Origin of the sequence: Sorangium sp. So ce836, from assembly GCF_028553905.1 — a bacterium.
In the GTDB taxonomy this organism is placed as follows: Bacteria; Myxococcota_A; Polyangia; order Polyangiales; family Polyangiaceae; genus Sorangium; species Sorangium cellulosum_D.
This window is the reverse complement of record NZ_CP102233.1, coordinates 7,712,672-7,737,304: the sequence shown is the minus strand read 5'-3', so window position 1 is coordinate 7,737,304 and position 24,633 is coordinate 7,712,672. Positions and strand designations below refer to the sequence as shown.

19 protein-coding genes are annotated in these 24,633 nt (G+C 72.5%); 15 read left to right on the top strand and 4 right to left on the bottom strand.

Annotated features, from left to right (window positions below; all coding sequences use genetic code 11):
* The first annotated feature begins 175 nt into the window (after positions 1 to 175).
* On the top strand, positions 176 to 1,222 hold the full coding sequence (locus tag NQZ70_RS27800; protein ID WP_129576904.1) for a hypothetical protein: 1,047 nt from the start codon (positions 176 to 178) through the stop codon (positions 1,220 to 1,222).
* A gap of 87 nt (positions 1,223 to 1,309) precedes the next feature.
* Here NQZ70_RS27800 and NQZ70_RS27795 read toward each other — a convergent pair whose 3' ends face one another.
* Entirely contained in the window at positions 1,310 to 2,815 is a 1,506-nt protein-coding gene (locus NQZ70_RS27795) for an FAD-dependent oxidoreductase (RefSeq protein ID WP_129576903.1), read from the bottom strand.
* 132 nt (positions 2,816 to 2,947) lie between these two features.
* Between NQZ70_RS27795 and NQZ70_RS27790 the strand changes: the two genes are divergently transcribed.
* Positions 2,948 to 3,376, top strand: coding sequence for a MarR family winged helix-turn-helix transcriptional regulator (locus tag NQZ70_RS27790; RefSeq protein ID WP_207217495.1), 429 nt, complete (start codon positions 2,948 to 2,950; stop codon positions 3,374 to 3,376).
* A 144-nt stretch (positions 3,377 to 3,520) separates the two neighbouring features.
* Here NQZ70_RS27790 and NQZ70_RS27785 read toward each other — a convergent pair whose 3' ends face one another.
* Positions 3,521 to 6,097, bottom strand: a complete 2,577-nt coding sequence (locus NQZ70_RS27785; RefSeq protein ID WP_272825835.1) for an ATP-binding protein — start codon at positions 6,095 to 6,097, stop codon at positions 3,521 to 3,523.
* A 12-nt stretch (positions 6,098 to 6,109) separates the two neighbouring features.
* Here NQZ70_RS27785 and NQZ70_RS27780 point away from each other — a divergent pair, with 12 nt between their 5' ends.
* From NQZ70_RS27780 to NQZ70_RS27725, 12 genes are all read left to right on the top strand, one after another.
* Entirely contained in the window at positions 6,110 to 6,238 is a 129-nt protein-coding gene (locus NQZ70_RS27780; RefSeq protein ID WP_257792726.1) for a hypothetical protein, read from the top strand.
* A complete protein-coding gene (locus NQZ70_RS27775) occupies positions 6,235 to 6,366 on the top strand; it encodes a hypothetical protein (protein ID WP_257792725.1) in 132 nt (43 codons plus the stop codon). The genes NQZ70_RS27780 and NQZ70_RS27775 overlap by 4 nt, the downstream gene beginning before the upstream one ends.
* A gap of 330 nt (positions 6,367 to 6,696) precedes the next feature.
* Complete coding sequence (locus NQZ70_RS27770) at positions 6,697 to 8,892, top strand: tetratricopeptide repeat protein (protein ID WP_129576900.1); 2,196 nt, start codon at positions 6,697 to 6,699, stop codon at positions 8,890 to 8,892.
* 212 nt (positions 8,893 to 9,104) lie between these two features.
* Positions 9,105 to 9,323 (top strand): hypothetical protein, encoded by a 219-nt coding sequence (locus NQZ70_RS27765; protein WP_129576899.1) that lies wholly within the window; start codon positions 9,105 to 9,107, stop codon positions 9,321 to 9,323.
* On the top strand, positions 9,316 to 9,939 hold the full coding sequence (locus NQZ70_RS27760; RefSeq protein WP_129576898.1) for a nucleotidyl transferase AbiEii/AbiGii toxin family protein: 624 nt from the start codon (positions 9,316 to 9,318) through the stop codon (positions 9,937 to 9,939). Before NQZ70_RS27765 ends, NQZ70_RS27760 begins: the two co-directional genes overlap by 8 nt.
* 334 nt (positions 9,940 to 10,273) lie before the next feature.
* The gene (locus NQZ70_RS27755) at positions 10,274 to 12,589 is read left to right on the top strand and encodes a lipopolysaccharide assembly protein LapB (protein ID WP_207217494.1); all 2,316 of its coding nucleotides are present in this window, start codon (positions 10,274 to 10,276) and stop codon (positions 12,587 to 12,589) included.
* Positions 12,590 to 12,826: 237 nt separating this feature from the next.
* The gene (locus NQZ70_RS27750) at positions 12,827 to 14,095 is read left to right on the top strand and encodes a toll/interleukin-1 receptor domain-containing protein (RefSeq protein ID WP_165374199.1); all 1,269 of its coding nucleotides are present in this window, start codon (positions 12,827 to 12,829) and stop codon (positions 14,093 to 14,095) included.
* A gap of 140 nt (positions 14,096 to 14,235) precedes the next feature.
* Positions 14,236 to 14,868 (top strand): hypothetical protein, encoded by a 633-nt coding sequence (locus NQZ70_RS27745; RefSeq protein WP_129576895.1) that lies wholly within the window; start codon positions 14,236 to 14,238, stop codon positions 14,866 to 14,868.
* Positions 14,869 to 15,388: 520 nt separating this feature from the next.
* Positions 15,389 to 15,619: a DUF433 domain-containing protein gene (locus tag NQZ70_RS27740; protein WP_129576894.1), complete on the top strand. Its 231-nt coding sequence runs from the start codon at positions 15,389 to 15,391 to the stop codon at positions 15,617 to 15,619.
* Between the two features lie 4 nt (positions 15,620 to 15,623).
* On the top strand, positions 15,624 to 15,941 hold the full coding sequence (locus NQZ70_RS27735) for a DUF5615 family PIN-like protein (protein WP_237244116.1): 318 nt from the start codon (positions 15,624 to 15,626) through the stop codon (positions 15,939 to 15,941).
* A gap of 273 nt (positions 15,942 to 16,214) precedes the next feature.
* A complete protein-coding gene (locus NQZ70_RS27730; protein WP_272825832.1) occupies positions 16,215 to 18,122 on the top strand; it encodes a serine/threonine-protein kinase in 1,908 nt (635 codons plus the stop codon).
* Positions 18,123 to 18,151: 29 nt separating this feature from the next.
* A complete protein-coding gene (locus NQZ70_RS27725; RefSeq protein ID WP_129576892.1) occupies positions 18,152 to 18,475 on the top strand; it encodes a hypothetical protein in 324 nt (107 codons plus the stop codon).
* Positions 18,476 to 18,522: 47 nt separating this feature from the next.
* Here NQZ70_RS27725 and NQZ70_RS27720 read toward each other — a convergent pair whose 3' ends face one another.
* Both NQZ70_RS27720 and NQZ70_RS27715 read right to left on the bottom strand, forming a co-directional pair.
* Positions 18,523 to 18,849, bottom strand: a complete 327-nt coding sequence (locus NQZ70_RS27720) for a rhodanese-like domain-containing protein (protein WP_129576891.1) — start codon at positions 18,847 to 18,849, stop codon at positions 18,523 to 18,525.
* 79 nt (positions 18,850 to 18,928) lie between these two features.
* On the bottom strand, positions 18,929 to 21,727 hold the full coding sequence (locus NQZ70_RS27715; RefSeq protein ID WP_129576890.1) for a PAS domain S-box protein: 2,799 nt from the start codon (positions 21,725 to 21,727) through the stop codon (positions 18,929 to 18,931).
* A 326-nt stretch (positions 21,728 to 22,053) separates the two neighbouring features.
* Here NQZ70_RS27715 and NQZ70_RS27710 point away from each other — a divergent pair, with 326 nt between their 5' ends.
* Positions 22,054 to 24,603: an RNA helicase gene (locus tag NQZ70_RS27710; RefSeq protein WP_129576889.1), complete on the top strand. Its 2,550-nt coding sequence runs from the start codon at positions 22,054 to 22,056 to the stop codon at positions 24,601 to 24,603.
* Positions 24,604 to 24,633: the final 30 nt, after the last annotated feature.

The window sequence follows — 24,633 nt, the reverse complement described above, 5'->3', positions numbered from 1 at the left end:
CGTCAGTAGCCCCGCCAGAGGCGGCGAGGGCGGCGGCCGCGAGCGGGCCCGCCGCGCCCGGGCGCGAGGCGCCGCTGCCGCCGGGGAGCAGGGGGCGCCAGGTCGAATTTCAAATGGGGACCACGGCTCGTCCCCACGTACCCGTAGCGCTTCAACCCCGCGTCGAGGAATCGATATGCTGCAGTCGTCTCCTGGTCTGATCTTTGCCGGCGTGCTCTCTCTGTCGCTCGCCGCGTGCGCGAGCGGCACCACGCTCGATTCTTCCGCCGGAGCGCTCCCTGGCGAGGGCGGGGGCGGCGGCGTCGGGGGCGGCGGCGTCGGGGGCGGCGGCGTCGGGGGCGGCGACGGGTGGATCGACCCGACGTGGGTGAACCCCGGCCCGCCGGCCGTGTGGAACCCTCCGTCCGTCACCGTCCCCGGCGCGTGCTCCGAGCTGACGTCGCACCACATCTACACGGTCTCGTCGTACAGCGAGCTCTACTCGTTCCACCCGGCCACGCTGGACTTCCGGTTCATCGGCCAGTTCAAGTGCGCGTGTCCCGTGGAGCTCTGGCAGATCGAGGCCGTGTCGCCGCTGTCGATGGCCGTCGATCGGAGCGGCGTTGCGTGGATCGAGAGCCATAGCGGCCGGCTCGCGCGCCTGGATATCGAGACCGGCGTCTGCGAACCGGTCATGAGCACGCCGGGGGACCGCCCGCCCTGGAGGTTCGGGATGGCGTTCGCGTCCGACGGCGTCCCCGGCGAGGAGACCCTCTACTTGCGCGAGGCGCTGGTCGGCGGGACGCCCGACGAGGTGGATCCCGTCCGGGCGCTCGCCACGTTCGATGCGCGGAGCCGTACCATCCGTCCGCTCGGCGTGGGCGAGGGAAGGGACGCGGACCTCACCGGCACGGGCGACGGCCGGCTCTTCGGCTTCGTGAGGGGGGCGCCGGGGGAGCCGGCGTCCCTTAGCGAGTACGACAAGAGGACCGGCGCCACGCTCTCCCAGACACCGCTCTCCGGCGTGAGCATCCACGACAGCGCGAGCTGGGCGTTCGCGACCTGGGGAGGCGCCTTTTACTTCTTCGTCCTGAACCCCGACCCCGTCGACAGGATCACGTCGAGCGTCTATCGCTACGACCCCTTGTCGGGCGCGCCGCCGGAGCTCCTGCGGGACGACCTCCCCGCCGAGATCATCGGCGCGGGCGTATCGACGTGCGCCCCGACCGTCATCCCCCAATAAATTCCGTCTGAGTTTCCGCCGAGCAGGGCTCCAGTGTGGCCCAACCCGGGCCCAGCGCGGCGTGACGAGAGCGCGCCCTCGTCCTCGTCATCCCCGCGATGGGAGGCCGACGCTGGCAAGGTAGGCTTCCAGCGCCGGCGCATGATCGGACGACACGATGGCGCCGATATATCCGTCCGGCCGGACGAGCACCCAGTCGCCGGGCGACACGCCGTAGGCAGCGCGGAGATGGCCGCCATCATCGACGATGTCGCCGTGCGGCCCGACGGCGTGGATGTGAAGCCCGGGGCGCGGCTCGACGGCCGAGAGCCGGTCCACCCCGTAACCCAGCAAGGTCCAATGCGGACCCTGGAAGAGCTTGAAGAGCCGTGTCGGCATCCCCGCCACGCCGCGGACGGGCGCGTCCGGCGCCCGGTGGCCCGCGAGGATGCCGCCGCTGCGCTTCGGCGTTTCCATGGCCAGCGACGACTTCGGGTATCCCAGATCGAGCTGATGCACCTCGCGACCGCGGCGCATGACGCCTCGCTTGGCCGCCTCCAGCAGCTGCGTCGTCAGGCCGAGCACCTCTGCGGCGATCGGCCGGCGCTCCTCCTCGTAGGTCGCGAGCAGCGCCTCCGGCGCACCCGCCAGAACGGAGGCGAGCTTCCAGCCGAGGTTGTAGGCGTCCTGCACGCTCGTATTGAGGCCCTGCCCGCCCGTCGGCGGGTGGATATGCGCGGCGTCGCCGACGAGGAAGACGCGCCCGTCCCGGTAACGGTCGGCGAGGCGCGCGTTCATGGTATAGGCGGAGGCCCAGGACACCGAACGGATCACGATGTCGCCTCGGCCCGTGCGGCCCGCGACCATCGCTGTGAGGCCTTCCGCGGAGAGATCGACATCGCCCTCCAGAGGAATCGGCGCCTGCAACTGGAACATGTCGGTGCCGACGAGCGGGCACAGCGACATCTGCTTTTCCATCGACTGTTTGTTGAAGCGATGCCAGGCGTCCCTGCTGAGCCCATCCAGGACGACGTCGGCGACGACGGCGCGCACCCCCATGGTCTTGCCTGGAAAGTCGATCGCGAGCGCGTGCCGTACGACGCTGCGGCCGCCGTCCGCTCCGACGAGATAGCGGGCGCGGACGGTCTCCTCGCCCCTCGGGCCAGCGACGCGGGCGGTGACGCCCTCGCCATCCTGCTCGAGGCTCTTCAGCTCGCGGCCGAACTCCGGCGCGCTCCCGAGCTCCGCCAGACGCTCGCGCATCGCGGCCTCGGTCAGGAACTGGGGCACGAGCAGCGGCAGAAGATAGGGCTCGCCAGGCGTCGGGTCCTGAGGCTCCATGAGCGGCGACTCCTCGTAGCCTCCGTCGTCGCGATACTCCCGCGGGGGTGGGTACATGCCGCCGGCCGCAACGACGCGGTCGAGGATGCCCAGATCCTCGAACACCTCCTGGCTGCGCGGCTGGATCCCTTTGCCGCGCGAGCCGGGAAACGGCCCGTCCAGCCTGTCGATGAGCCGGAGCGCGACGCCCCGACGGGCGAGCTCAATGGCCAGGGTCAACCCGGCAGCACCTGCGCCAACGATCAGTACATCCGTCGAAAAATGAGGTTCCACGGCGAGCCCCGCTTTCTTGAACCGCGTTTCAGATACGTGTATAATGCATATGTTCGCGCCCCCGAACCGTCAAGAGAATTTGTGCAAACTACACGCATCTCAAAAAAGAAGCTCCGCGAGCTCCACGGAGCCATGGTCGATCTGATCGCGGTCATGAACCTGCCGCAGCGCGATCAGGCGCTGCTCGCGGAGGCGGGCCTCTCCCTGGATCGAGCCCTCTTTCAGCTGCTGGTGGGGATCGAGCGCTTCGGGCCGATCGGCGTGGTCGAGCTCTCGGACCGAGCCGGGCGCGATTACACGACCGTCAGCCGCCAGGTCGCGAAGCTCGAGAGCCTGGGGCTGATCGAACGTCGACCCAGCCCAGCCGATCGCCGCGTCCATGAGGCGGTGATCACCGACAACGGGCGGCAGATGACGGACGCCTTGGACGCCGCGCGTCAGAGGCTCGCGGCCCCGATCCTCGCCAAATGGAGCGAGGAAGACTTCAGTGACCTGGTGCGCCTGATGCGCCGGTTCGTGGACGACTTGATGGCGTCGTCGCGCGGAACGGACAAGCCCTGAGGGGCAGACCTCGGCGGGCGGCGCTGCGAGCGGGCGGGCCGCTCCCCGACGACGCCCGCGGACGCCAGGATCTCGCTCTCTTCGTGGCGTCCTTGGCGGTTCAGCTCTCGGTCGGTCGACGTGACCGATGCGCTCGGGGAGGGCTCACGCCGTGCCGGCGAGCGTCGCGGCCCACGCGAGCGCGACGAAGGCGACCTCGACGTCGTTCTTCCTGGGGACGAGGCGCTTCGTCTCGATGCCCTCGGCGGCGCGGTGGGGGAGCTGCTCCAGCGCGGAGAGCTCGGCGGCCTGGGCGGCGTGGAGGTCGCGGAGCGCGGCGTCCGCCTCGGTCCACTCCGCTCGCGCGCGCTCGAGCTTCGCCGTGGCCCGGTCGCGCTGGGTCCCGGCGCGCCGCGCGGTCTCCCGGCCGGCGACGAGCCCGAGCAGCGCCGCGCCCACCGCGCCGGGGAGCGCGGCCACCTCGGCCTCGGCCTGGTCGTACCGCGCCTTCGCGGCGGCGATGCGCTCGCCGAGGCGCGCGATCCTGGGCGCGAACCGGCCGATCACCTGCTGCCGCTCGGCCGCGGCGAGCCGGGCCGCGGCGGCGCGGCAGCGGGCGGCGAACGCCTCGAGCGGCTCGCCCTCGGCCTGCGCGAGCCCGAGCTCCCGGTGGACGGCCACCGCGGCCTCGGTCGTGCGGTAGGCGTGCTCCCGGAGCGCGCGCGCCGCGGCCTGCGCGGCGGCGCGCTTCGCGAGCGGGGCGGGCAGCGCGGCGAAGCGGGCGCCCGCCGCGGGCGAGGGGGACAGCAGCGCGGGGTCGAGCCGGGTGACGCGCGACAGATCCGGCCGGCCGTCGGGCAGCAGCGGGGCGGCGAGGAGCTGGGTCTGGTTGAGGGCGATGCCGAGCTTCGCGTCGCGCAGGTGGGCGACGACCGAGCACGCCACCCAGGGGATGTAACGGAAGCCCTCCGGGGCGGCGGCCGGGGCGTGCGCGTAGAGGCTCCGCCAGCCTTCGGGCGGCGCCGGCGGCGCGGCCGGCGACGCGGGGGGCGGCGGCGAGGCCGGCGCCGCGGCCCCGGCGCTCGCGCGGGCGGCCTCGCCGCGCCGCGCGGCGTGCGAGGCCGGGACGGGCGGCGCGCGGCGCGGGTCGAGGACGACCGTGCCGCCCGGGCCCACGGGCGGCGGGGGCGAGAGCGGCGCGGGCGACCTCGCCGCGGGGGCGCTCGCGGCCGGGGGCGCGGGGGCGGCGGGCGGCGGTCCGGACGCGGCGTGCGGCGCCGGCGAGGCGGACGGCGGCGCGGCCGGCGGCGGCGCGGGCGGGGGAGGGGACACGCCCCGGACGAGGCGGCCGATCTCGCGCCGGGTGACCGGGCCGCGCAGCCACGACAGGCTGAACCGCGTCTCGGCCAGGAACGACGGCGGCTGCATGTGGACGTCGCGCACGAAGAACGTGCGCGGGGGGAGCGCCTTCAGGGTGGCCGACAGCGCCGCGGCGTCGACGCCGCCGGCGCCCCCGTCCGCGCCCGAGAGCCCCTCGACGACGCGCTCGCGGTCGGCGTCGGTCTGCAGCCGCCCCACGAACCACGCGCCGGCGTTGGAGAGCGCCTTGTAGTCGAGGTCCATCGGGTTCTGCGTGGCGAGGACGACGCCGACCCCGAAGGCGCGCGCCTGCTTCAGGAGCGCGAGCAGCGGCCGCTTCGTGGGCGGGTTCGCGGGGTGCGGGGGCAGGAACCCGAACACCTCGTCGAAGACCACGAGGGCGCGCAGGTCGCTCGTGCCGGAGAGGCCGCGCATCCACGAGAGCAGCTGATCGAACAGCAGCCCGAGGACGAGGAGCCGCTCGTCGTCCTCCAGGTGCGCGACGCTCACGATCACCGCGGGCGTCTTGCCGCTCTGGGCGTCCGGCGCGAGCCACCCCGCGACGTCGAGCGGCGCGCCCTTGCGCCACGTCGCGAACGTGGGGGAGGCGAGCAGGGTGTTGAGCTCGCGCGCGAGCGCCTGCCGCTCCTTCGGGGCGAAGAACTCGTCGACGTCGAGGGCGCCCACCGCGGCGATCGGCGGCGCGGCGAGGTCGGCGAGCAGCTCCTCGAGCCCCGCGGCCCGGCGCTCGCGCAGCCGCCGCTCGGCGAGGTGCGCGAGCAGCACGTGCTCGCGGCTCCGCGCCGGATCCGGGTCGCGCCCGACGAGCCGGAGCAGGAGCGACAGCGAGGCCGAGAGCGCCTCGCGGGCGGCCTCCTCGTCCTCGTCCCAGAGCGACGAGGGCGTCTCCAGCGCCGACAGCACGTGGATCGGCTCGCCCGCCGTGGTGCCCGGCGTGAGCAGGCGCGGCGCCATGCGGGCGCGGAGCGCGGCGACGTCGGCCGGCCCGAGCCCCGAGCCGGCGAGCCCTGCGCGCCACCGCGCCGCGAGCTCGGCGGCGACGTCGGCCGTGCCGCGGCCGTCGCGCGCGGCCGCCGCGGGGTCGACCCAGGGCTCGAACTCGACCGGGGAGAGCTCCGGGAAGGTGAAGAGCAGGTTGGGCAGGTCGCCCTTCACGTCGACCATGAGCACCGGGACGCCCGAGCGCAGCGCCTCCTCGACGAGGACCATGACGAGCCCGGTCTTGCCGCTGCCGGTCATGCCGACGACCACGCCGTGGGTCACGAGGTGATGCGCGGGGAGCTCGAGCGGGCGCGCGGCGGCGGCGCCGGGATCCCCCGAGAGTGGGCGAGAGCGGCCCAGGGCGAAGGGGCGGGTCGGCATGAGGGCGCGCTCGTGCCACGGCGGGCGCGACGTCGCAATGCTGGAGGGGGCGGGGAGGGCGAGCGGGAGCGGATCGACGACGTCGAGCACCTCGTACGGATCGCGAAGGCGAACACCACGCTGGAGCTCAAGGACGGGTGATCCCGACGCAACTCCCGGCCGCCTTGCGGCGGCTCGTCGGCGAGCGGGCTGGGGACCACTGCGAGCACTGCCTCATCCCGGAGCAGGTGACCCTGGCGGCGCACGAGGTCGATCACATCGTCGCGTGAAGCATGGTGGCGCGACCCTACCTGAGAATCTCGCCCTCTCTTGCGTCCTGTGCAACGAGCACAAAGGGCTGTTGGTCGCGGCAGGCTTGCTCCCGGCGGCGAGCTGTCAGGAGCGATCGCGCGACGGCGGTCGCGGGAGGCGCCGGCTTGCTTGTTGAGCCCGGTGGGCCGCAGGCGTAGGCTCGTGTCCACGGGAGCCGGTGCATGAAGACGAAGCGCGTGCGCGGCGTTCGGCGGAGCTGCGCGGGGCTCGCCATGGGGGTGGTGGTTGCGTTGGGCTGCGCTGGGTCGGCGCCGGTGCAGCCTCCCCCGTCGAGGACGCCTGCCGCTGTGGCCACGTCGCCCCCGCTGTCGTCGTGCCCGGCGGCGGCGGGCAAGCCGGTGTTCTGCCTGCCGGCCGAGGGCGGGCAGTTCGTGGTGGGGCTGCCGCGGGGCCACGGCTGGGAGCGGGGCGACTGGGTGCTGCTGTCGCAGGCGCAACCGGGGTTGACGGTGGCGCGGCCGGTCGCGATCGCGGTGCTCGTGGAGGCGCTCGCGGATGTGGCGCGGGTGATGGTGCTGCACCAGACCGACGCGCGGCTCGACGGAGCTGGCGCGCGCAAGATCGGCAAGGAGGAGCGGCCGCAGCTCGGGAAGCACGTGGGCCGGGTGCTGCGGGGTGACGGCGGGCGGGTGCAGCTCGGCGTGGGCAAGGCAGACGGCGCGGTGGAGGGCGACGTCTACACGGTGCGGTCGGCGCGGGACGCGAACGAGATCGTGGGCCGCGTGCAGGTCAAGGAGCTCGGGGAGCTGCACGCGTGGGCGGTTGCGCTCGACGGTGACCCCGCGCGGGAGGGGCAGCCGGTCGTCTATCTCCGCGCGGCCGACGCGGGGGTGCTCGGCGCCGGCGCGCCGGTGTCGATCCTCGTCGTGAACTTCGATCCTGCCGACGAGCAGGACACGCGGGAGGCGAAGGCGGGGAGGGGATTTGCGAAGCAGCTCGCGAACGAGCTCGGGAATGCGGCGGCTGGGCTGGAGGGGCTGACGGTGCGCTACGAGGGCAGCCAGCGGGTGCGGGTGGACCGGTCGGACGAGGAGGGGCATGCGGAGGCGCGGGCGATCGGCAAGCGGTTCGGGGCGCACATCGTGGTGTGGGGCTCGATGCGCTGCGACAAGATGGGCTGCGCGCTGCCGCGGTTCACGGTGGTGGATCCGGAGCGGCTGGAGCGGGCGGCGTACAGGGGCAACGAGGTGTGGGGGAGCTTCGACGACGCCGGGTTCACCCTGAAGGGCGCGCGGCCGGTGGAGCCTGTGGCGCTGGCGGCGGCGATCCTGGGGTCGGTGGCGTACGACGCCCAGCGGTATGCCGACGCACGCGTGTACCTCGGCAAGGCGCTGAGCCAGGGGGTGCTGCAGGGCGAGGACGAGCTGCGGGGGCGAAAGTCGCTGGCTCATGCTCTGTACACCGAGGGGCAGACGGTGGCGGCGCGGGAGCAGGCCAGCGTGCTGATGAAACGTGCGCGGACGCTGGGCGCAGCGCGCTGGGAGCAATCGGGGCGCGCGGCGCTGGCGCGCATCGACTTCCGGGAAGGCAAGGTCGACGCGGCGCGGGCGCACCTCGGCGCAATACGGCAGTGGTCCGAAGCGGCCGGAGACGAGGGGATGCTCGGGTTTGCGCTGCACGAGCTCGCGGTGCTGGAAGCGCAGCAGGGGCGAGTGGACGAGGCGCGCAAGCAGTACGAAAAGTCGCTGGAGCTCGAGCGGCGCATCGGGGATGTGCAGGGGGAGGCGGCGACGCTGCACCAGCTCGCGGTGCTGGAAGCGCAGCAGGGGCGAGTGGACGAGGCGCGCAAGCAGTACGAAAAGTCGCTGGAGCTCAAGCGGCGCATCGGGAATGTGCAGGGGGAGGCGGCGACGCTGCACCAGCTCGCGGTGCTGGAAGCGCAGCAGGGGCGAGTGGACGAGGCGCGCAAGCAGTACGAAAAGTCGCTGGAGCTCAAGCGGCGCATCGGGAATGTGCAGGGGGAGGCGGCGACGCTGCACCAGCTCGCGGGGCTGGAAGCGCAGCAGGGGCGAGTGGACGAGACGCGCAAGCAGTACGAAAAGTCGCTGGAGCTCGAGCGGCGCATCGGGGATGTGCAGGGGGAGGCGGCGACGCTGCACGAGCTCGCGGTGCTGGAAGCGCAGCAGGGGCGAGTGGACGAGGCGCGCAAGCAGTTCGAAAAGTCGCTGGAGATCGAGCGGCGCATCGGGAATGTGCAGGGGGAGCTCGCCACGCGCATCAACATGGCCGTGCTCGACTTCCGTGGCAGGCGGCACAACGAAGCCCGGCAGCACCTCGAGGAGACCCTCGAACGAGCGCGTGCCCTCCGCCACGTCGAGTACGAGGCCCGGTGCCTCGACTGGCTCGGTATCGTCGACCGTGAGGTGGGCAAGCACGCGAGCGCTCGCACGCGGTGGACCGCGGCCATCGCCCTCTACCGTGGTCTCCGGATGCCCCGCGAGGTGAAGGAGCTCGAAGAGCAGCTCGCCTCGCTCCCGCCCTGAAGATCAGGCCGCTGCGGCCAGTCCCGCGCGTCTCGGACCGTCGCCGCGTCGTGCATGGCGCCCTTGGCTCCGTGGCCAGCACAGCGCGGCCGATCGCCGAGAGGGCGCGCGTCCCGTGCGGGCGGAGCGGGCGCAGCCTGCGCGCGGCGAGCGAATCTGGAGAGAAATCGACGATCTGACGTCGAGCGTGTCTCAGGTGGTAGGATCGACGCATGAACGCGGACGACATCCGGGCCTATAAGAAGCGCTGGGAGATGGTCGTGGAGGTCGAGCAGGCAGAGCTCGCGGCGATGTCTCCGGCCGAAAAGTTCCGCGACCTCGCCATGCTCATGGGCGTGGCCCGCGCGCTGGATAGCTCGATCGACGCGGACAAAGACGTGGAACAGGTGCGCCGGCGCTGGACCCTGCTCGCGGAGCGCCTTGGTGTCTGAGCGGCGCTCGCTGGCGGAGCTCGAGGGCGCGGTGCGCGCGCTCCTCGCGTGGTCGGAGGCGTCCCGCGTCCCCATGCTGATCATCGGCGGGGTCGCGGTGTCGATCCTGAGCAAGCCCCGCACGACGAGAGACGTGGATGTCGTCGCGTGGCTTCCGAACCAGGACGAATGGCCCGCTTTCCTGGCCCATGGGGAGCGGCATGGAATCGTTCCCCGCATCCCGGATGCGCTGGGGTTCGCCCTCAGCTCCCGCGTCCTTCTCCTTCGACACGACCGCTCCGGCGTTCCGATCGACCTCTCGATGGGCGCCCTGCCGTTCGAGGAGAGCGCGGTTCGTCGAGCGGTTCCGACGGATCTAGGCGCCCTTCGCGTTCCGCTTCCCATGCCCGAGGATCTCCTCGTCATGAAGGCCGTAGCCCATCGCTCGCGGGACATGGTGGACATCGAATCCATCCTGAGCGCGCATGCCGATGTCGACGAGAAGTGGGTTGTCTCGACGGTTCGTGAGTTCGCCGAGGCGCTGGACTCGCCGGAGCTCGTGACCGATCTCGTGAAGTTGCTCCGCCGGCGGACACCGACGAAGGTGAAAAAGAAGACTCGCCCTCGCAAGCGATGATGCGTCGCGGGGACTCGATGGAGCGCAGCTCCGGCAAGCTCGTCGATCCGGAGGCTGCGCTGGCGACCGCCGAGGTCGACCGCCGCCAGGGTCGTTCCTGGAGCGGGGCATCCTGAGCGACCGTGGCGCTCCAGCTGCTTCGCTCCGCAGGTTGCTTGTTGAGCCCGGTGGGCCGCAGGCGTAGGCTCGTGTCCACGGGAGCCGGTGCATGAAGACGAAGCGCGTGCGCGGCGTTCGGCGGAGCTGCGCGGGGCTCGCCATGGGGGTGGTGGTTGCGTTGGGCTGCGCTGGGTCGGCGCCGGTGCAGCCTCCCCCGTCGAGGACGCCTGCCGCTGTGGCCACGTCGCCCCCGCTGTCGTCGTGCCCGGCGGCGGCGGGCAAGCCGGTGTTCTGCCTGCCGGCCGAGGGCGGGCAGTTCGTGGTGGGGCTGCCGCGGGGCCACGGCTGGGAGCGGGGCGACTGGGTGCTGCTGTCGCAGGCGCAACCGGGGTTGACGGTGGCGCGGCCGGTCGCGATCGCGGTGCTCGTGGAGGCGCTCGCGGATGTGGCGCGGGTGATGGTGCTGCACCAGACCGACGCGCGGCTCGACGGAGCTGGCGCGCGCAAGATCGGCAAGGAGGAGCGGCCGCAGCTCGGGAAGCACGTGGGCCGGGTGCTGCGGGGTGACGGCGGGCGGGTGCAGCTCGGCGTGGGCAAGGCAGACGGCGCGGTGGAGGGCGACGTCTACACGGTGCGGTCGGCGCGGGACGCGAACGAGATCGTGGGCCGCGTGCAGGTCAAGGAGCTCGGGGAGCTGCACGCGTGGGCGGTTGCGCTCGACGGTGACCCCGCGCGGGAGGGGCAGCCGGTCGTCTATCTCCGCGCGGCCGACGCGGGGGTGCTCGGCGCCGGCGCGCCGGTGTCGATCCTCGTCGTGAACTTCGATCCTGCCGACGAGCAGGACACGCGGGAGGCGAAGGCGGGGAGGGGATTTGCGAAGCAGCTCGCGAACGAGCTCGGGAATGCGGCGGCTGGGCTGGAGGGGCTGACGGTGCGCTACGAGGGCAGCCAGCGGGTGCGGGTGGACCGGTCGGACGAGGAGGGGCATGCGGAGGCGCGGGCGATCGGCAAGCGGTTCGGGGCGCACATCGTGGTGTGGGGCTCGATGCGCTGCGACAAGATGGGCTGCGCGCTGCCGCGGTTCACGGTGGTGGATCCGGAGCGGCTGGAGCGGGCGGCGTACAGGGGCAACGAGGTGTGGGGGAGCTTCGACGACGCCGGGTTCACCCTGAAGGGCGCGCGGCCGGTGGAGCCTGTGGCGCTGGCGGCGGCGATCCTGGGGTCGGTGGCGTACGACGCCCAGCGGTATGCCGACGCACGCGTGTACCTCGGCAAGGCGCTGAGCCAGGGGGTGCTGCAGGGCGAGGACGAGCTGCGGGGGCGAAAGTCGCTGGCTCATGCTCTGTACACCCAGGGGCAGACGGTGGCGGCGCGGGAGCAGGCCAGCGTGCTGACAAGACGTGCGCGGACGGCGGGCGCAGCGCGCTGGGAGCACTTGGGGCGCGCGGAGCTGGCGCTCATTGATGTCCGGGAAGGCAAGGTCGACGCGGCGCGGGTGCACCTCGGAGCCCTACGGCAGTGGGCCGAAGCGACTGGGAACGACGGAGGGCTGGCATTTGCACTCAACGAGTTCGCCTCACTGGACGCGCAGCAGGGGCGAGTGGACGAGGCGCGCAAGCAGCTCGAAAAGTCGCTGGAGCTATCGCGGCGCATCGGGGATGTGCAGGCGCAGGCGGCAACGCTGCACGCGCTGGCGGTGCTGGGAGCGCAGCAGGGGCGAGTGGAGGAGGCGCGCAAGCAGCTCGAAAAGTCGCTGGAGCTCAAGCGGCGCATCGGGGATGTGCAGGGGGACGCGGCGACGCTGCACTTGCTGGCGGTGCTGGACGCGCAGCAGGGGCGAGTGGAGGAGGCGCGCCAGCAGTACGAAAAGTCGCTGGAGCTATCGCGGCGCATCGGGGATGTGCAGAGCGAGGCGATGACGCTGCACGCGCTGGCGGTGCTGGGAGCGCAGCAGGGGCGAGTGGACGAGGCGCGCCAGCAGTACGAAAAGTCGCTGGAACTATCGCGGCGCATCGGGGGTGTGCACGGCGAGGCGGCGACGCTGAATGCGCTGGCGGCGCTGGAAGCGCAGCAGGGGCGAGTGGACGAGGCGCGCCAGCAGCTCGAAAAGTCGCTGGAGCTCAGGCGGCGCATCGGGGATGCGCCAGGGGAGGCGGCGACGCTGCACAACCTCGCGGCGCTGGAAGCGCAGCAGGGGCGAGTGGACCAGGCGCGCAAGCAGTACGAAAAGTCGCTGGAGCTCAAGCGGCGCATCGGGGATGTGCAGGGGGAGCTCGCCACGCGCATCAACATGGCCGTGCTCGACTTCCGTGCCGGGCAGCGTGACGAAGCCCGGCAACGCCTCGAAGAGACCCTCGAGCGGGCGCGTGTCCGCCGCTACGCCGAGTACGAGGCCCAATGTCTAAGCTGGTTGGGTATCTTCGACCGCGTCGAGGGCAAGCACGCGAGCGCCCGCGCGCGTTTGACCGCAGCCATCGCCCTCTACCGCGTTCTCCAGATGTCCCGCGAGGAGAAGGAGCTCGAGGAGCAGCTCGCCTCGCTCCCGCCCTGAAGATCAGGCCGCCGCGGCAGTCCCGTGGGCCTCCGACCGCCGCGAAGCCACGCCCACCGCCCCCGGGCTCCGCGGCCAGCCCAGCGCGGCCGATCGCCGAGGCCGCGCGTCCCTGCGGGCGGCTGCCGGCGCCAGGTGGCGCACTTCACACGCTCCAGAAGGTCGGTTAGCCTGCTCTCCGCTGCCCGGATAGCGCAGGAGCGCGCCCGGTCGCCGGACCCTCCTCTGGACCGCCACGTGACCGACGTCCCTTCCCACCCGACGCCCGCCGACTCGCCTTCTCCTGTGCACGGCAACGCCACACCAGGCGAAGCGGGACAGCACGCGTTCGACGCCTTCCTCTCCTATAGCTGGGCCGACAAACCCATCGCCCGCGCGCTCCACGAGCGGCTGGTCGATGCCGGCCTCCGCGTCTGGATCGACGAGCAGCAGATCCCGATCGGCGCCAACATCACGGCGGCGATCGAGAAAGGCCTCGAGAGCAGCCGGCACCTCATCGTCCTCGTCTCGCGCGCCTCGCTCGATTCCGGCTGGGCCACGGTGGAGCGCCACGTCGCGCTCTTCTCCGACCCAGACGCGCGTCACGGCGTGATCCTGCCCGTCCTGCTCGAGGACATCGCCCCGCTCCCGCCGGCGCTGCGCATCCGCCGCTGGGTCCGATTGCACGGCGAGGCCGGCCTCGACGCGCTCGTCCCCGAGCTCCTGGCCGCGATCCGCGGCGCGGCCGGCACCCCGGCGCCCGCGGCCGCCGCGAAGCCCGCGCCGAAGGCGGCCCCGGCCGCCGCGCAGCCTGCGCCGGAGCCGCGAAGCAAGAGCGCGCTCCTGTGGACCGCGCGCGCCCTGGCCGCGGCGTCGGCGCTCGCACCGCTCGTGCACTACAGCCACCCTGACCCGATCGCCCGGCAGTGTGCCTCGCTCGTCGCGCCTGCGGTCCTGGCGGCGACCATCGGGATCGAGCTCACGTTCCACCATTACCGCCTCGCGGTGGCGGAGCTCGCGGCGCTGGCGCTCGTGCTGCTCTATGCCGCGCGCATGCCGGAGCCCCCGCCTCCACCGAAGCCCGCACCGGAACTTCCGAGCACGCCCGCACCGTCCGCAAGCCCCAGCGGGGGTGACCTCGCAGCCGACGCCGGGACCGATGCCGCTGCGCTGGATTCCGGCGCGCCCGGCCAGCCGCTCAAGCCGGGAACGACTCCACCGCGCCCGAAGGGTACCAGCGCCCTGGCCAGCGCCGCGGACGCGGGGGGCACGGTGGATCCCATGAAGCTCGCGACCTCCGGGCCGGCGACCTGCCAAGGCCAACGCTGCAGGCTGGACCTCGGGAATCGCCGTCTCCCGCAGGGCGCCAGCCGAGCGTGCCTGTCGCCCGCGAGCCCGCAATCCGAGCTCGCAGGCCATCGGGCGACGTGCCGTATCGAAGGGTCAGGCCCCGGCTGCATCCGCGATGACCGGGTGGCGACCGTGACGTTGAAGACGCCCATCACGTGGTCTCTCTGCTCCCCATGACCTCGCGCGCACCGCGGATATCGCACCTGATGCATCCCACGCGGACCCCTGCTCTCCTCGCCATTGCGCTCCACCTCGCCTGTGCAGGAGAGCCCTCCGGCGCCACCGTCCCCGCGACCCCATCCGCGCGGCGACCTCCCGTGCTGGCGACCGCTCCTGTGGCCGCGCCCGCCCCGGCCGCCGCCGAGCCGAGCCTCCGCGCGCGCGGCGACCATCTCTTCCTCACGGCGCCTCCGGACCGCTTCAAGCGCGGGGAGCTCCTCTACGTGCTCGACCCCCAGCCCCTGCACAACGACACGCGCCTGCGCATCGGCCTCGTCCAGGTCGTCTCGGCGACCGAGAACACGGTGACGTGGTATTGCCGTCCCAGGAGCCCTGTCGACGCAGCGCTCGCTGGACAGGGCCTGCCCGTCGCAGAATTCAAGTCCGACACGCGGCTCCGCGCGGGCAAGTGCTGGGGCGGCTACGACGCGCCGGGGAGCGCGGCCCAGGCAGGCACGGTCGTGGACCTATCCCTCCACCTCGGACCGGGCGACGGCGTTCGTCCCCACGACCTCTACGAGGTGCTCGGCGAGCCGGTCGTCGACCGTGACGGGCGCGCCGTGCTCGGGTTCGAGCCGCTCGGACATTGCACGGTGCTGCCGTTCGAGGGCACGACGCTCACCTCGCTGTGCCGCATCGACCGCGCGGTCTGGCCGAAGTTCGACGCGAAGGCGATGGCGCGCCCCGGCTTCGTGAAGCTCCTTCAGGAGGCGCCGCCGGACGCCCCCTGAGGGCCTGGAGCCGATCCGCGACAAGCGGTAGACCAGCCCCGCGTTCCCCGCGCGCGGGTAGGTCGTGCCAGATCTGGATGTACGAGCCTGTGATCTAGAAAATCGGCGGTCATACCTGGATGATTGGTCCGAATCGAGAAAATCGACTGTCGGACCTGGATGATTGGTCCGTGAATCGAGAAAATCGACCGCGGAAACTGGATGCTTGGCCCTCAAATCGAGAGAATCGTGTGTCGGATCGGGTGCGGGCGGGGGAGGGGACATGCCGCGGACGAGGCGGCCGATCTCGCGCCGGGTGACCGGGCCGCGCAGCCTGGACAGGCTGAAGCGCGTCTCGGCCAGGAACGCCCCACGAACCACGCGCCGGCGTTGGGGAGCGCCTTGTCGTCGAGGTCCATCGGGTTCTGCGTGGCGAGGACGACGCCGACGCCGAAGGCGCGCGCCTGCTTCAGGAGTGCGAGCAGGGGCCGCTTGGTTGCGCCGGTTTCATGCGTGCCGTATGCGTGGTGAGGGAACCATCATGAAATTCTCGCGAATCACGGTTCATCCTGGGCAGATGGGCGGCGCCCCCTGCATCCGCGGCCTTCGCATCCCGGTCGCGACGGCGGTCGGCATGATGGCGGACGGCCTGACCGTGGAGGAGATCCTGGAGGCGTACCCGGATCTGGAGCGGGAAGGCGTGCGCGAGGCGCTGCACTACGCCGCAGAGGCGGTGCGTGACGGCGAGCTGCCGCTCCGCGCAGCTTCATGAGATCGTGCATGTGCGGGACTACGGGATGGCGGCGGCGCCCGACGAGCAGGTGATGGAGTGCGCGGCTCGGGAAGATCGGGTCCTCGTCTCGGCGGACGCCGACTTCGGGACGCTGCTCGCGGTGCGCGGGACAGACCGGCCTTCGGTGATCCTCTTCCGCCGAGGCACCGACCGGCGGCCAGATCAGCAAGCGGCGCTGCTCCTCGCCAACCTGGAGCCGAGCGCGCCGCTCCTCGCCCAGGGAAGCGTTCTTGTCTTCGAGGATCGCCGCCTCCGTACGCGGCGTCTTCCGATCGGCCGCAGCGACGGCCGTGACGAGTGAGCCCGCGCGCCCGGCGCCGGCTGCGATCGGTCGCTTCACAGGCGGCGCATGCTCCTCGGCCTCGCCCGAAGATCGTGCTGCCCTCCGCGCGCAGCCTCCGGTGGTCCGGCGCAGGGCGTGCGCCACGCGCCGGCGCGACCCACGCAATCCGTGCGACCGCAGCGCACGCGCTGCGCCTTCCCCGTATGCCGCCGCCTGGCGTCGCCTGACGCCCGCATCTTCGCGTCAAAATGGACGCCGGTGCGGCTATAGTGAGCCGATGGAGGTCGGGCCATGAAGCCGGATGCGCCCGCATCCGCCGCAGGCATCCCAAGAATAGGTGAGGTCTTCGCGCAGAGATACCGCCTCGAGCGCAGCCTGGGCCGAGGATCCATGGGCGCCGTCTTCGTCGCAGAGCACGTCTCGCTGCGCCAGCGCGTCGCGGTCAAGTTCCTCCTCCCGCGGGCCAAGGACTTCCCGGGCGCGAGCGCCCGCTTCCTGCGCGAGGCGCGCGCCGCCGCGGCGATCCGGAGCGAGCACGTCGCCCGCGTCATCGACGTGGGCACGGCCGAGCTGGGCTTGCCGTACATCGTCATGGAGCACCTGCGCGGCCGCGACCTCCAGCAGGTGCTCGACGCCCGCGGCCCTCTGCCCGTCTCCGAGGCGGTCGACTACGTGCTCCAGAGCTGCGAGGCGGTCGCGGAGGCGCACGCGCGCGGCATCGTCCACCGCGACCTGAAGCCGGGGAACCTCTTCCTCACGTCCGGCCCGAGCGGCGTCCCCGTGGTCAAGGTGCTCGACTTCGGCCTCTCCAAGTCGGCCGAGGACGCCGCCGAGGAGGACGGGAAGCTCACGGCGTCGGAGATGATGCTCGGCTCCCCCTGCTACATGTCGCCCGAGCAGGTGCGCTGCACGAAGGACGTCGACGCGCGCACCGACGTCTGGGCGCTCGGGATCATCCTCTACCAGCTCCTCACCGCGCGCTTCCCCTTCGACGCGCCCTCCGTCTCGGCGCTCTTCGTGGCCATCGTCACCGACGCGCCCAGGCCGCCGCGCGTGCACCGGTGGGAGCTGCCCGTCCACCTCGAGGAGGTCATCCTGCGCTGCCTGGAGAAGGACGTGCAGCAGCGCCTCCAGAGCGTCGTGGAGCTGTCGCGCGCGCTCGCCCCGTACGGCACCGAGCACTCGGCGCGCGCGCTCGACCAGATCGAGGCGATCGCCGCGGGCAAGGCCTTCCCCTCGCTGCCGCCGCCCCCGCCCGACCCCGCCGCCAGCACCACGCCCGCCGGCGCGGCGCGCTTCCAGGGCGCCACGGTGACCTGGCCGCGCCCGGGCGCCGACGATGAGCCCGACGGGAGGTTCAGCCGCCGCGCCACCGTGGTCGCTCCCGGCGGCGGCGACCCCGTGACGACCCTGCCCAGCCCGGGCACGGCGGCCGACGCCCTCCGCACCCGCGACGCCGCGCCGGCCGAGCGCACCTCGGTGCCCGTCTCCAGCGACGAGGGGCCCACGCTGATGATGGCGCGCGAGGACGGCCCCACGCTGACGATGGCGCGCGAGGACGGGCCCACGCTGACGATGGCGCGCGAGGACGGCCCCACGCTGACGATGGCGCACGACGACGGCCCCACGCTGCCCTGGCCCTACCGGCTGCTCGCGGCGCGCCCGCTGGCCAACGGCGAGGAGAGCATCGGGAGCGTGCCCGTCGTGACCGAGCGCCGCCCCGGCCAGCAGAGCTCCCTCATGCTGCGCAAGCGCCGCCGCGCGGCCGCGCGCATCGCCGCGGCCGCCTCCCTGACCGCCGCGGTCGCGGTCGGGGTGACGCTCTGGTCCCGCCGCCCCGAGAGCTCGTCGAACGTCGGCCTCCCGTCCGGCCCGGCCTCGCAGGCGCCGGCCCACGCCTCGTCGCTCGACGCCGCGGGCGAGCCCGAGGCCCCGGCGTCGGTCGGCGAGGCGCTGGAGGGCGCGGCGGGCACGGCGGCTCCGGCGCAGCCCCCCGGCTCCGCCGCGGCCGGCGGGGCGGGGCCGGGCGCGGCTCCCTCGTCCGCCGCCTCCGGGCCCAAGGCGCCCCTCGACCCCCGGCTGGACGGGGCGCTGCGCAAGCCGGCGCACCCTCCGGCGCGCCCGCCGGGCAGCGCCGCGCGCGACCCCAGGGCGCCGGCCCTTCACGACCCCGCGCCCGCGATCCGCGACGACCGGTAGCTGGTAGACCCGGAGCGCAGGGAGACCCCATGGCGAAGAAGAAGCTCTCGGCCCGCGCCGCCCGGCGCGCGGGCGACCGCGCGGCGGAGAAGCTCACCCGCGACATCGAGCGGCTCGCGCTGCTCGAGCCGGGCCACACCCCGGAGCGCGCCATCGCGCTCGACGCAGCCTCGCAGGTCGAGGTGGCCGCGCGGTCGATCCCGTGCCCGCGCTGCCGCGGCGTCTTCCGCGTGGAGGACCACACGGCCGAGACGCTGGACGGCATCCGCCTCCGCGTCGCGCAGGTCGCCTGCAGCGCGTGCGGCGCGCGCCGGAGGCTCTACTTCCGGCTCGGCGCCGCCTCCCTCAACTAGCCCTGCCCGCGCGCCCCTCGGGCGCGCCGCGACGCTCGGCCTCCGCGTCAGTACCGCGGGACGCTCTCGTCGATGTGGACCGACCACGCGTCGATGCCGCCCTGGAGCGAGGCCACGCGCGCGTGGCCGAGCTTCTCGAGGATCGCGGCGGCCGAGAGGCTCCGGACGCCGTGGTGGCAGTACGCGACGATCAGCGCGCCCTCGGGGGCCGCGACCTCGTCCGCGCGCTCGGCGAGCTCGGTCAGCGGGATCAGCGTGCTGCCCGGCAGCGCCGCGATCTCGTGCTCGCCGGGCGTGCGCACGTCGAGGAGCATCACGGGCTCCCCCGCCTTCAGCTTCAGAAAGAGCTCTTTCACGGAGATCTGCTGGACCATGGCCTGCTCGCGATCGCCCCCGGCACGGCGCCGGAAAGACCCCTACCTATCCGAAGCGCTCCCCAGGAACAACCACGTCTCACCCCGTCGCCCGCTCCCTGGCGAGCGCCCTGGCGAGCGCCGCGACCACGCTCACGAGCTCCGCCGGATCCAGCGGCTTGGCGACGTGGGCCTGGTAGCCGGCGCCGAGCGCCCGCGCCCGGTCCTCGGCCCGCGCCAGCGCGCTGAGGGCGACGGCCGGCGTCGCGCCCCCGCGCGCGGGGCCGAGGTCGCGCACCCTGCGGATGAGCTGGAAGCCGTCCTCGCCCGGCATGCCGAGGTCGCTGACGAGCACGTCGGGGCGCTCGCGCTCCAGCATGGCGATCGCCTCGGCGGCCGAGCCGGCCGTGGTGACGCGCGCGGCGCACTCCTCCAGCACGCGCTGGGCGACCTCGCGGGCGTCGGGCTGGTCGTCGACCACGAGGACGCGCACGCCGGTGAGCTCGTCCGCCGGGTAGACGGCCGCCGCCTCGGTGCGGGCCGCGGGGGACCGCTGCGTCGCGCCGGGCGCCTGGGGCGAGACGCCGGCGAGCGGCAGCTTGACCGTGAAGGTCGCGCCCCGGCCCTCACCCGGGCTGGCGACGTGCACGGTGCCGCCGTGCAGCTCGACCAGGTGCTTGACGATGGAGAGCCCGATGCCGAGCCCGCCGTGCTTCCTCGTCGAGGACGCGTCCGCCTGGCGGAAGCGCTCGAACAGGTGCGGCAGGAACTGCGGGGCGATGCCCGGGCCGGTGTCGGTCACCGACAGCTCGGCGTGCGCGCCCGCGCGCCGCAGCGCGACGTCGATCCGCCCGCCGGCCGGCGTGAACTTCGCCGCGTTCGACAGGAGATTCCAGGCGACCTGCTGGAGCCGGGCCGGGTCCCCCTTGAGCGAGAGCGACTCGGGCTCGACGCTCGAGACGACCGCGAGGCCCTTGGCCTCGGCCGCGAGCTTGACCGCCTCGAGCGCGCCCTGGAGGACCGCGGGCAGGTCGACCGGCTGGACGTCGAGCCGCAGCTTTCCCGACACGATCCGGCTCATGTCGAGCAGCTCGGAGACCATGTCGGCCTGCAGGCGCGCGTTGCGCTCGATGACCTCGAGCCCGCGCGCGAGGGCCTGCGGCTCCGGGGGCCGGCTGCGCAGGATGCGCGCCCAGCCGAGGATGGCGTTGATGGGCGAGCGCAGCTCGTGCGAGAGGGTGGCGACGAAGTCGTCCTTGACCCGGCTGACGCGCTCGGCCTCGTCGCGGGCGGCGCGCTCGCTCTCGAGCAGCTTCTGGCGCTCTTCCTCGGCCAGCCGCTCCGCGGTGACGTCCTCGCAAATCCCCATGAACGACTCCACCGCGCCGTCGGGACCGAGCTCGGGGATGAAGCGCGTCCGGTATCTCCGCCCGCCCATGGTGAACTCGATGCGTTGCTGCTTGCCCGTCCTCTGCGCCTCGCGGCACGCGGTCTCGCTGGCCTCGCACATATTCCTCGGAAGGAGGGTCTCGAAGCCGTGTTTGCCGAGGTAGTACTCGGGCGGGAACCCGGTCACCGCCTCGACGGCGGACGTCGCGAACGTGCACCGCATCTCGGGGTCGAGCCGGAAGATCACGTCGGGCGAGTTCGTCATGAGCGACGTCAGCTGGCGCTCGCGCCGGCGGAGCTCGTCCTCCAGGCGCTCGCGTTCGGCGAGGACCCGCTTCGCGTCGTCGAGCGCCGCCCGGAGCCGGCGCTCGCTCTCGCGCAGCGCCTCCTCCGTGCGCTTGAGCCGGCCGATGTCCAGGCACAGGCCGACCCAAGCGGTGATCTCGCCCCGCTCGTCGCGGATCGGGACGGCCCGGTTGAGGGCCGGGTGGACGGCGCCGTCCGCGCCGAGATAGCGGAGCTCTTTCTCGTACGGCTCGCCCGTCTGCAGGCACCGCCAGAAGGTCGCCACCTTGTGCCGGTCGTCGGGGTGGATCGCGTCGAGCCACCCGCCCTCCGAGCAGTGCGCCTGGGTCAACCCCGTCATGCGCAGGAACGCCTCGCTGGCATAGGCGCTCCGGCCCTCGCGGTCGGTGACCCAGATGCCGTAATCGATGGAGTCCCCGATGGCGCGGAAGACCTGCTCGCTCTGCCGGAATGCCGCCTCCGCGCGCCGGAGCGCCGTCATGTCGAGCGCGAGCACGAAGCCGCCGTCCTCGAACCGCCCCGCGGGCAGCAGACAGCCGCTCACGAGCATCCTTATCCGCGTCCCGTCGCGCCGCACATACGTCCGCTCGAACGGCGCGAACGTCCACCGGCCCGACAAAAGCTCCGCCCGCGCACGATCGCCGGCGGGGCGCTCCTCCTGCATCACGTCGGAATCCCAGCGGACCAGGCCGGCCGCGAGCTCCTCCCGCGTGCAGCCCACGAGCTGCAGATACGCCTCGTTCGCCTGGACGATCCGCCCATCGGGCATCCAGAGCGCCATCGGCGCCATGTTGCTGTAGAACAGCCGCTGCATCCTGGCCTCGCTCTCGGCCAGCGCCTGCTCCGCCGCGAGCGCCCGCTCCTCGACGCTCCGCTCGGTGATGTCCTCGACGAACACCACCACGCGATACGGCCGGTCGCGCGCATCACCGACGGAGACGCCCGTCAGCTGGAGCGAGCGGACGCCGCCGTCCTTGCAGCGGCAGCGCATCTCGAACGTGATCTCCTCCTCGCCGGCCTCGAGCAGCGAGCGCCATGCGGCCAGCGAGCTCGTCCGGTCCTCCGGCAGCGCCAGGTCGAGCAGCCTCTTCCCGAGCAGCTCCCGCTCCGCGTAGCCCAGCAGCCGGCAGAGCGAGCCGCTGATCCGCAAAAGCCGCCCGCCCGGCGCGTCGATCTGCGCGTACCCCCTGCCGGATGAGCGCATCGACCCGGCTGGCTGTCCGGCGGTCTCCCCCATCGCTGTCCGTCCGCTCTCCCGGTCACCGGCCCGCTCCACGTACCCCCCGGACGTGCGCGTGCGGCGTCCCCCCGCTTGTCCGGCCAGGCTATCACGAACCCGCCATGTTACGGCAGCGTGGCAGCCGGATCGAGCGCGCCTCATCGGCTCACCCGGGCTGTCCTCGGAGCCCTTTCCGTCCGGGTCTCGCGCCAGGCCCGGCGATCCGACCGGGACACGGAGGAGTTTGCTTGCATTTTCCCTGAAACCAGGCTTCTGCATGGTGCGCCCCCTCGACGGGCGTCCCAGCCGCCATGGATCAAGCCGCCGCTCCGCTCCTCGCCCGCCTCCCGCCGTCGCCCCACGATTTCACGGCCGACGACCTCTTGAACGGCTTCCTCGACTACGTCGCCGAGCGTGGACTCGAGCTCTACCCGGCGCAGGAGGAGGCCATCCTCGAGATCTTCGGCGGCAAGAACGTCATCCTCAACACCCCGACCGGCTCGGGCAAGTCGCTCGTCGCCGCCGCGATGCACTTCAAGGCGATGGCCGAGGGGATGAAGTCCTACTACACGTGCCCGATCAAGGCGCTCGTCAGCGAGAAGTTCTTCGCGCTCTGCAACGATTTCGGCCCCGAGAACGTGGGCATGTTGACCGGCGACGCGGCGGTGAACCGCGACGCGCCCATCATCTGCTGCACGGCCGAGATCCTCGCGAACATCGCGCTCCGCGAGGGCGAGAAGGCGCTCTGCGACTACGTGATCATGGACGAGTTCCACTACTACTCGGATCGCGACCGCGGGGCGGCCTGGCAGATCCCGCTGCTCACGCTGCCGCAGGCGAGGTTCTTGCTCATGAGCGCCACGATGGGAGGCACCGAGTTCTTCCAGGAGGAGATCGCGCGCCTCACCGGCGAGCAGACCGCCGTGATCAAGTCGACCGTGCGCCCGGTGCCGCTCGACTTCGAGTACCGCGAGACGCCGCTGCACGAGACGGTGGCCACCCTCGTCAAGAACGGCAAGGCGCCGATCTACATCGTGAGCTTCACCCAGCGGGCCTGCGCCGAGGAGGCGCAGAACCTGATGAGCCAGGACTACTGCACCAAGGAGGAGAAGCGGGCGATCACCGCCGCCCTCGCCGGGGTGAAGTTCTCGAGCCCTTACGGCCGGGAGGTGCAGCGCTTCGTCAAGCACGGCATCGGGCTGCACCACGCGGGGCTCCTGCCGAAGTACCGGCTCCTGGTCGAGAAGCTGGCCCAGCAGGGGCACCTCAAGATCATCTCGGGCACGGACACGCTCGGCGTCGGCGTCAACATCCCGATCCGCACGGTGCTGTTCACGAAGCTCTGCAAGTTCGACGGCGAGAAGACGGCCATCCTGAGCGTCCGCGACTTCCAGCAGATCAGCGGCCGGGCCGGCCGCAAGGGGTTCGACACGCAGGGCAGCGTCGTGGCGCAGGCGCCGGAGCACGTCATCGAGAACATGCGCCTCGAGGCCAAGGCGGGGAACGACCAGGCCAAGCGGCGGAAGATGGTGAAGAAGAAGCCGCCGGAGAAGGGCTATGTGCACTGGGATCGGCAGACGTTCGAGCGGCTGATCCAGTCGCCGCCCGAGCCGCTCGTGTCGCGGTTCCAGGTCACGCACGGCATGCTGGTCAACGTGCTCGGCCGCGAGGAGGGCGGGTGTCAGGCGATGAAGCGGCTCATCCGCAGCACGCACGACCGGCCCGCCGTCCGGCGCCAGCACGGCAGGACGGCGATGCTCCTGTTCCGCTCCCTCGTGGAGGCGCGCATCATCGAGTTCGTCCCCAAGGAGGACGGGCCGGGCAAGCGCATCCGCATCAACGCGGATCTCCAGGAGGATTTCTCGCTGAACCACGCGCTCTCGCTCTACGTGCTCGAGACGGTGGACAAGCTGGATCCCGACAGCGGCACCTATCCGCTCGATCTCTTGACGCTGGTCGAGTCGATCCTCGAGAACCCCGATCTCATCCTGCAAAAGCAGCTCGATCGGCTGAAGACCGAGAAGCTCGCGGAGCTCAAGGCGGCCGGCGTGGAGTACGAGCAGCGGATGGAGGAGCTCGAGAAGCTCGATTATCCGAAGCCGAACGCGGAGTTCATCTACGGCACGTTCAACGACTATGCGCGGCGGCACCCCTGGGTCGGGCAGGAGAACATCCGGCCGAAGGGCGTCGCGCGCGAGATGTACGAGCAATACCTGTCGTTCGGCGAGTACATCCGGGAGTACAACCTGGAGCGGGCGGAGGGGCTCTTGCTCAGGTACGTCTCCGAGGTGTACAAGGCGCTGGTCCAGACCGTCCCCGACTACGCGAAGGACGCCGACACGAGCGACATGATCGCCTATTTCCGGGCGCTCATCCGCGGCGTGGACTCGAGCCTCCTCGACGAGTGGGAGCGGCTGCGCGACCCGTCGTACCAGCCGCGCGCGGCCTCCCCCGGCGGCGCCGTGGAGCCGTCCGCGTTCGACATCACCCGCAACGCGAAGGACTTCACGGTGCTCGTCAGGAACGAGCTGTTCTTCTTCCTGCGCGCGCTCGCCCGCCGCGACTACGAGGTCGCCGCCGAGATGGTGGAGGGCGAGGACGCCCCCTGGACGGCGGAGCGGCTGGACGAGGCGCTCCGCGGCTTCTACGCGGAGCACGCCGCCATCCGCACCGACCCGGCCGCCCGGAGCCCGAGCAACACGATCATCCACCCGGCCGAGGACGGCGGCTCGTGGGGGGTGGAGCAGATCATCGCCGATCCGGACGACGACAACGACTGGATGCTCGACTGTAAGGTGGATCTCGATCGCTCGCGTGAGGCCGGCCGGCCGGTCATCGTGCTGCGGCGGATCGCGAGCTGACCGGCCTCGGGAAGCCTCGGGAAAATGGAC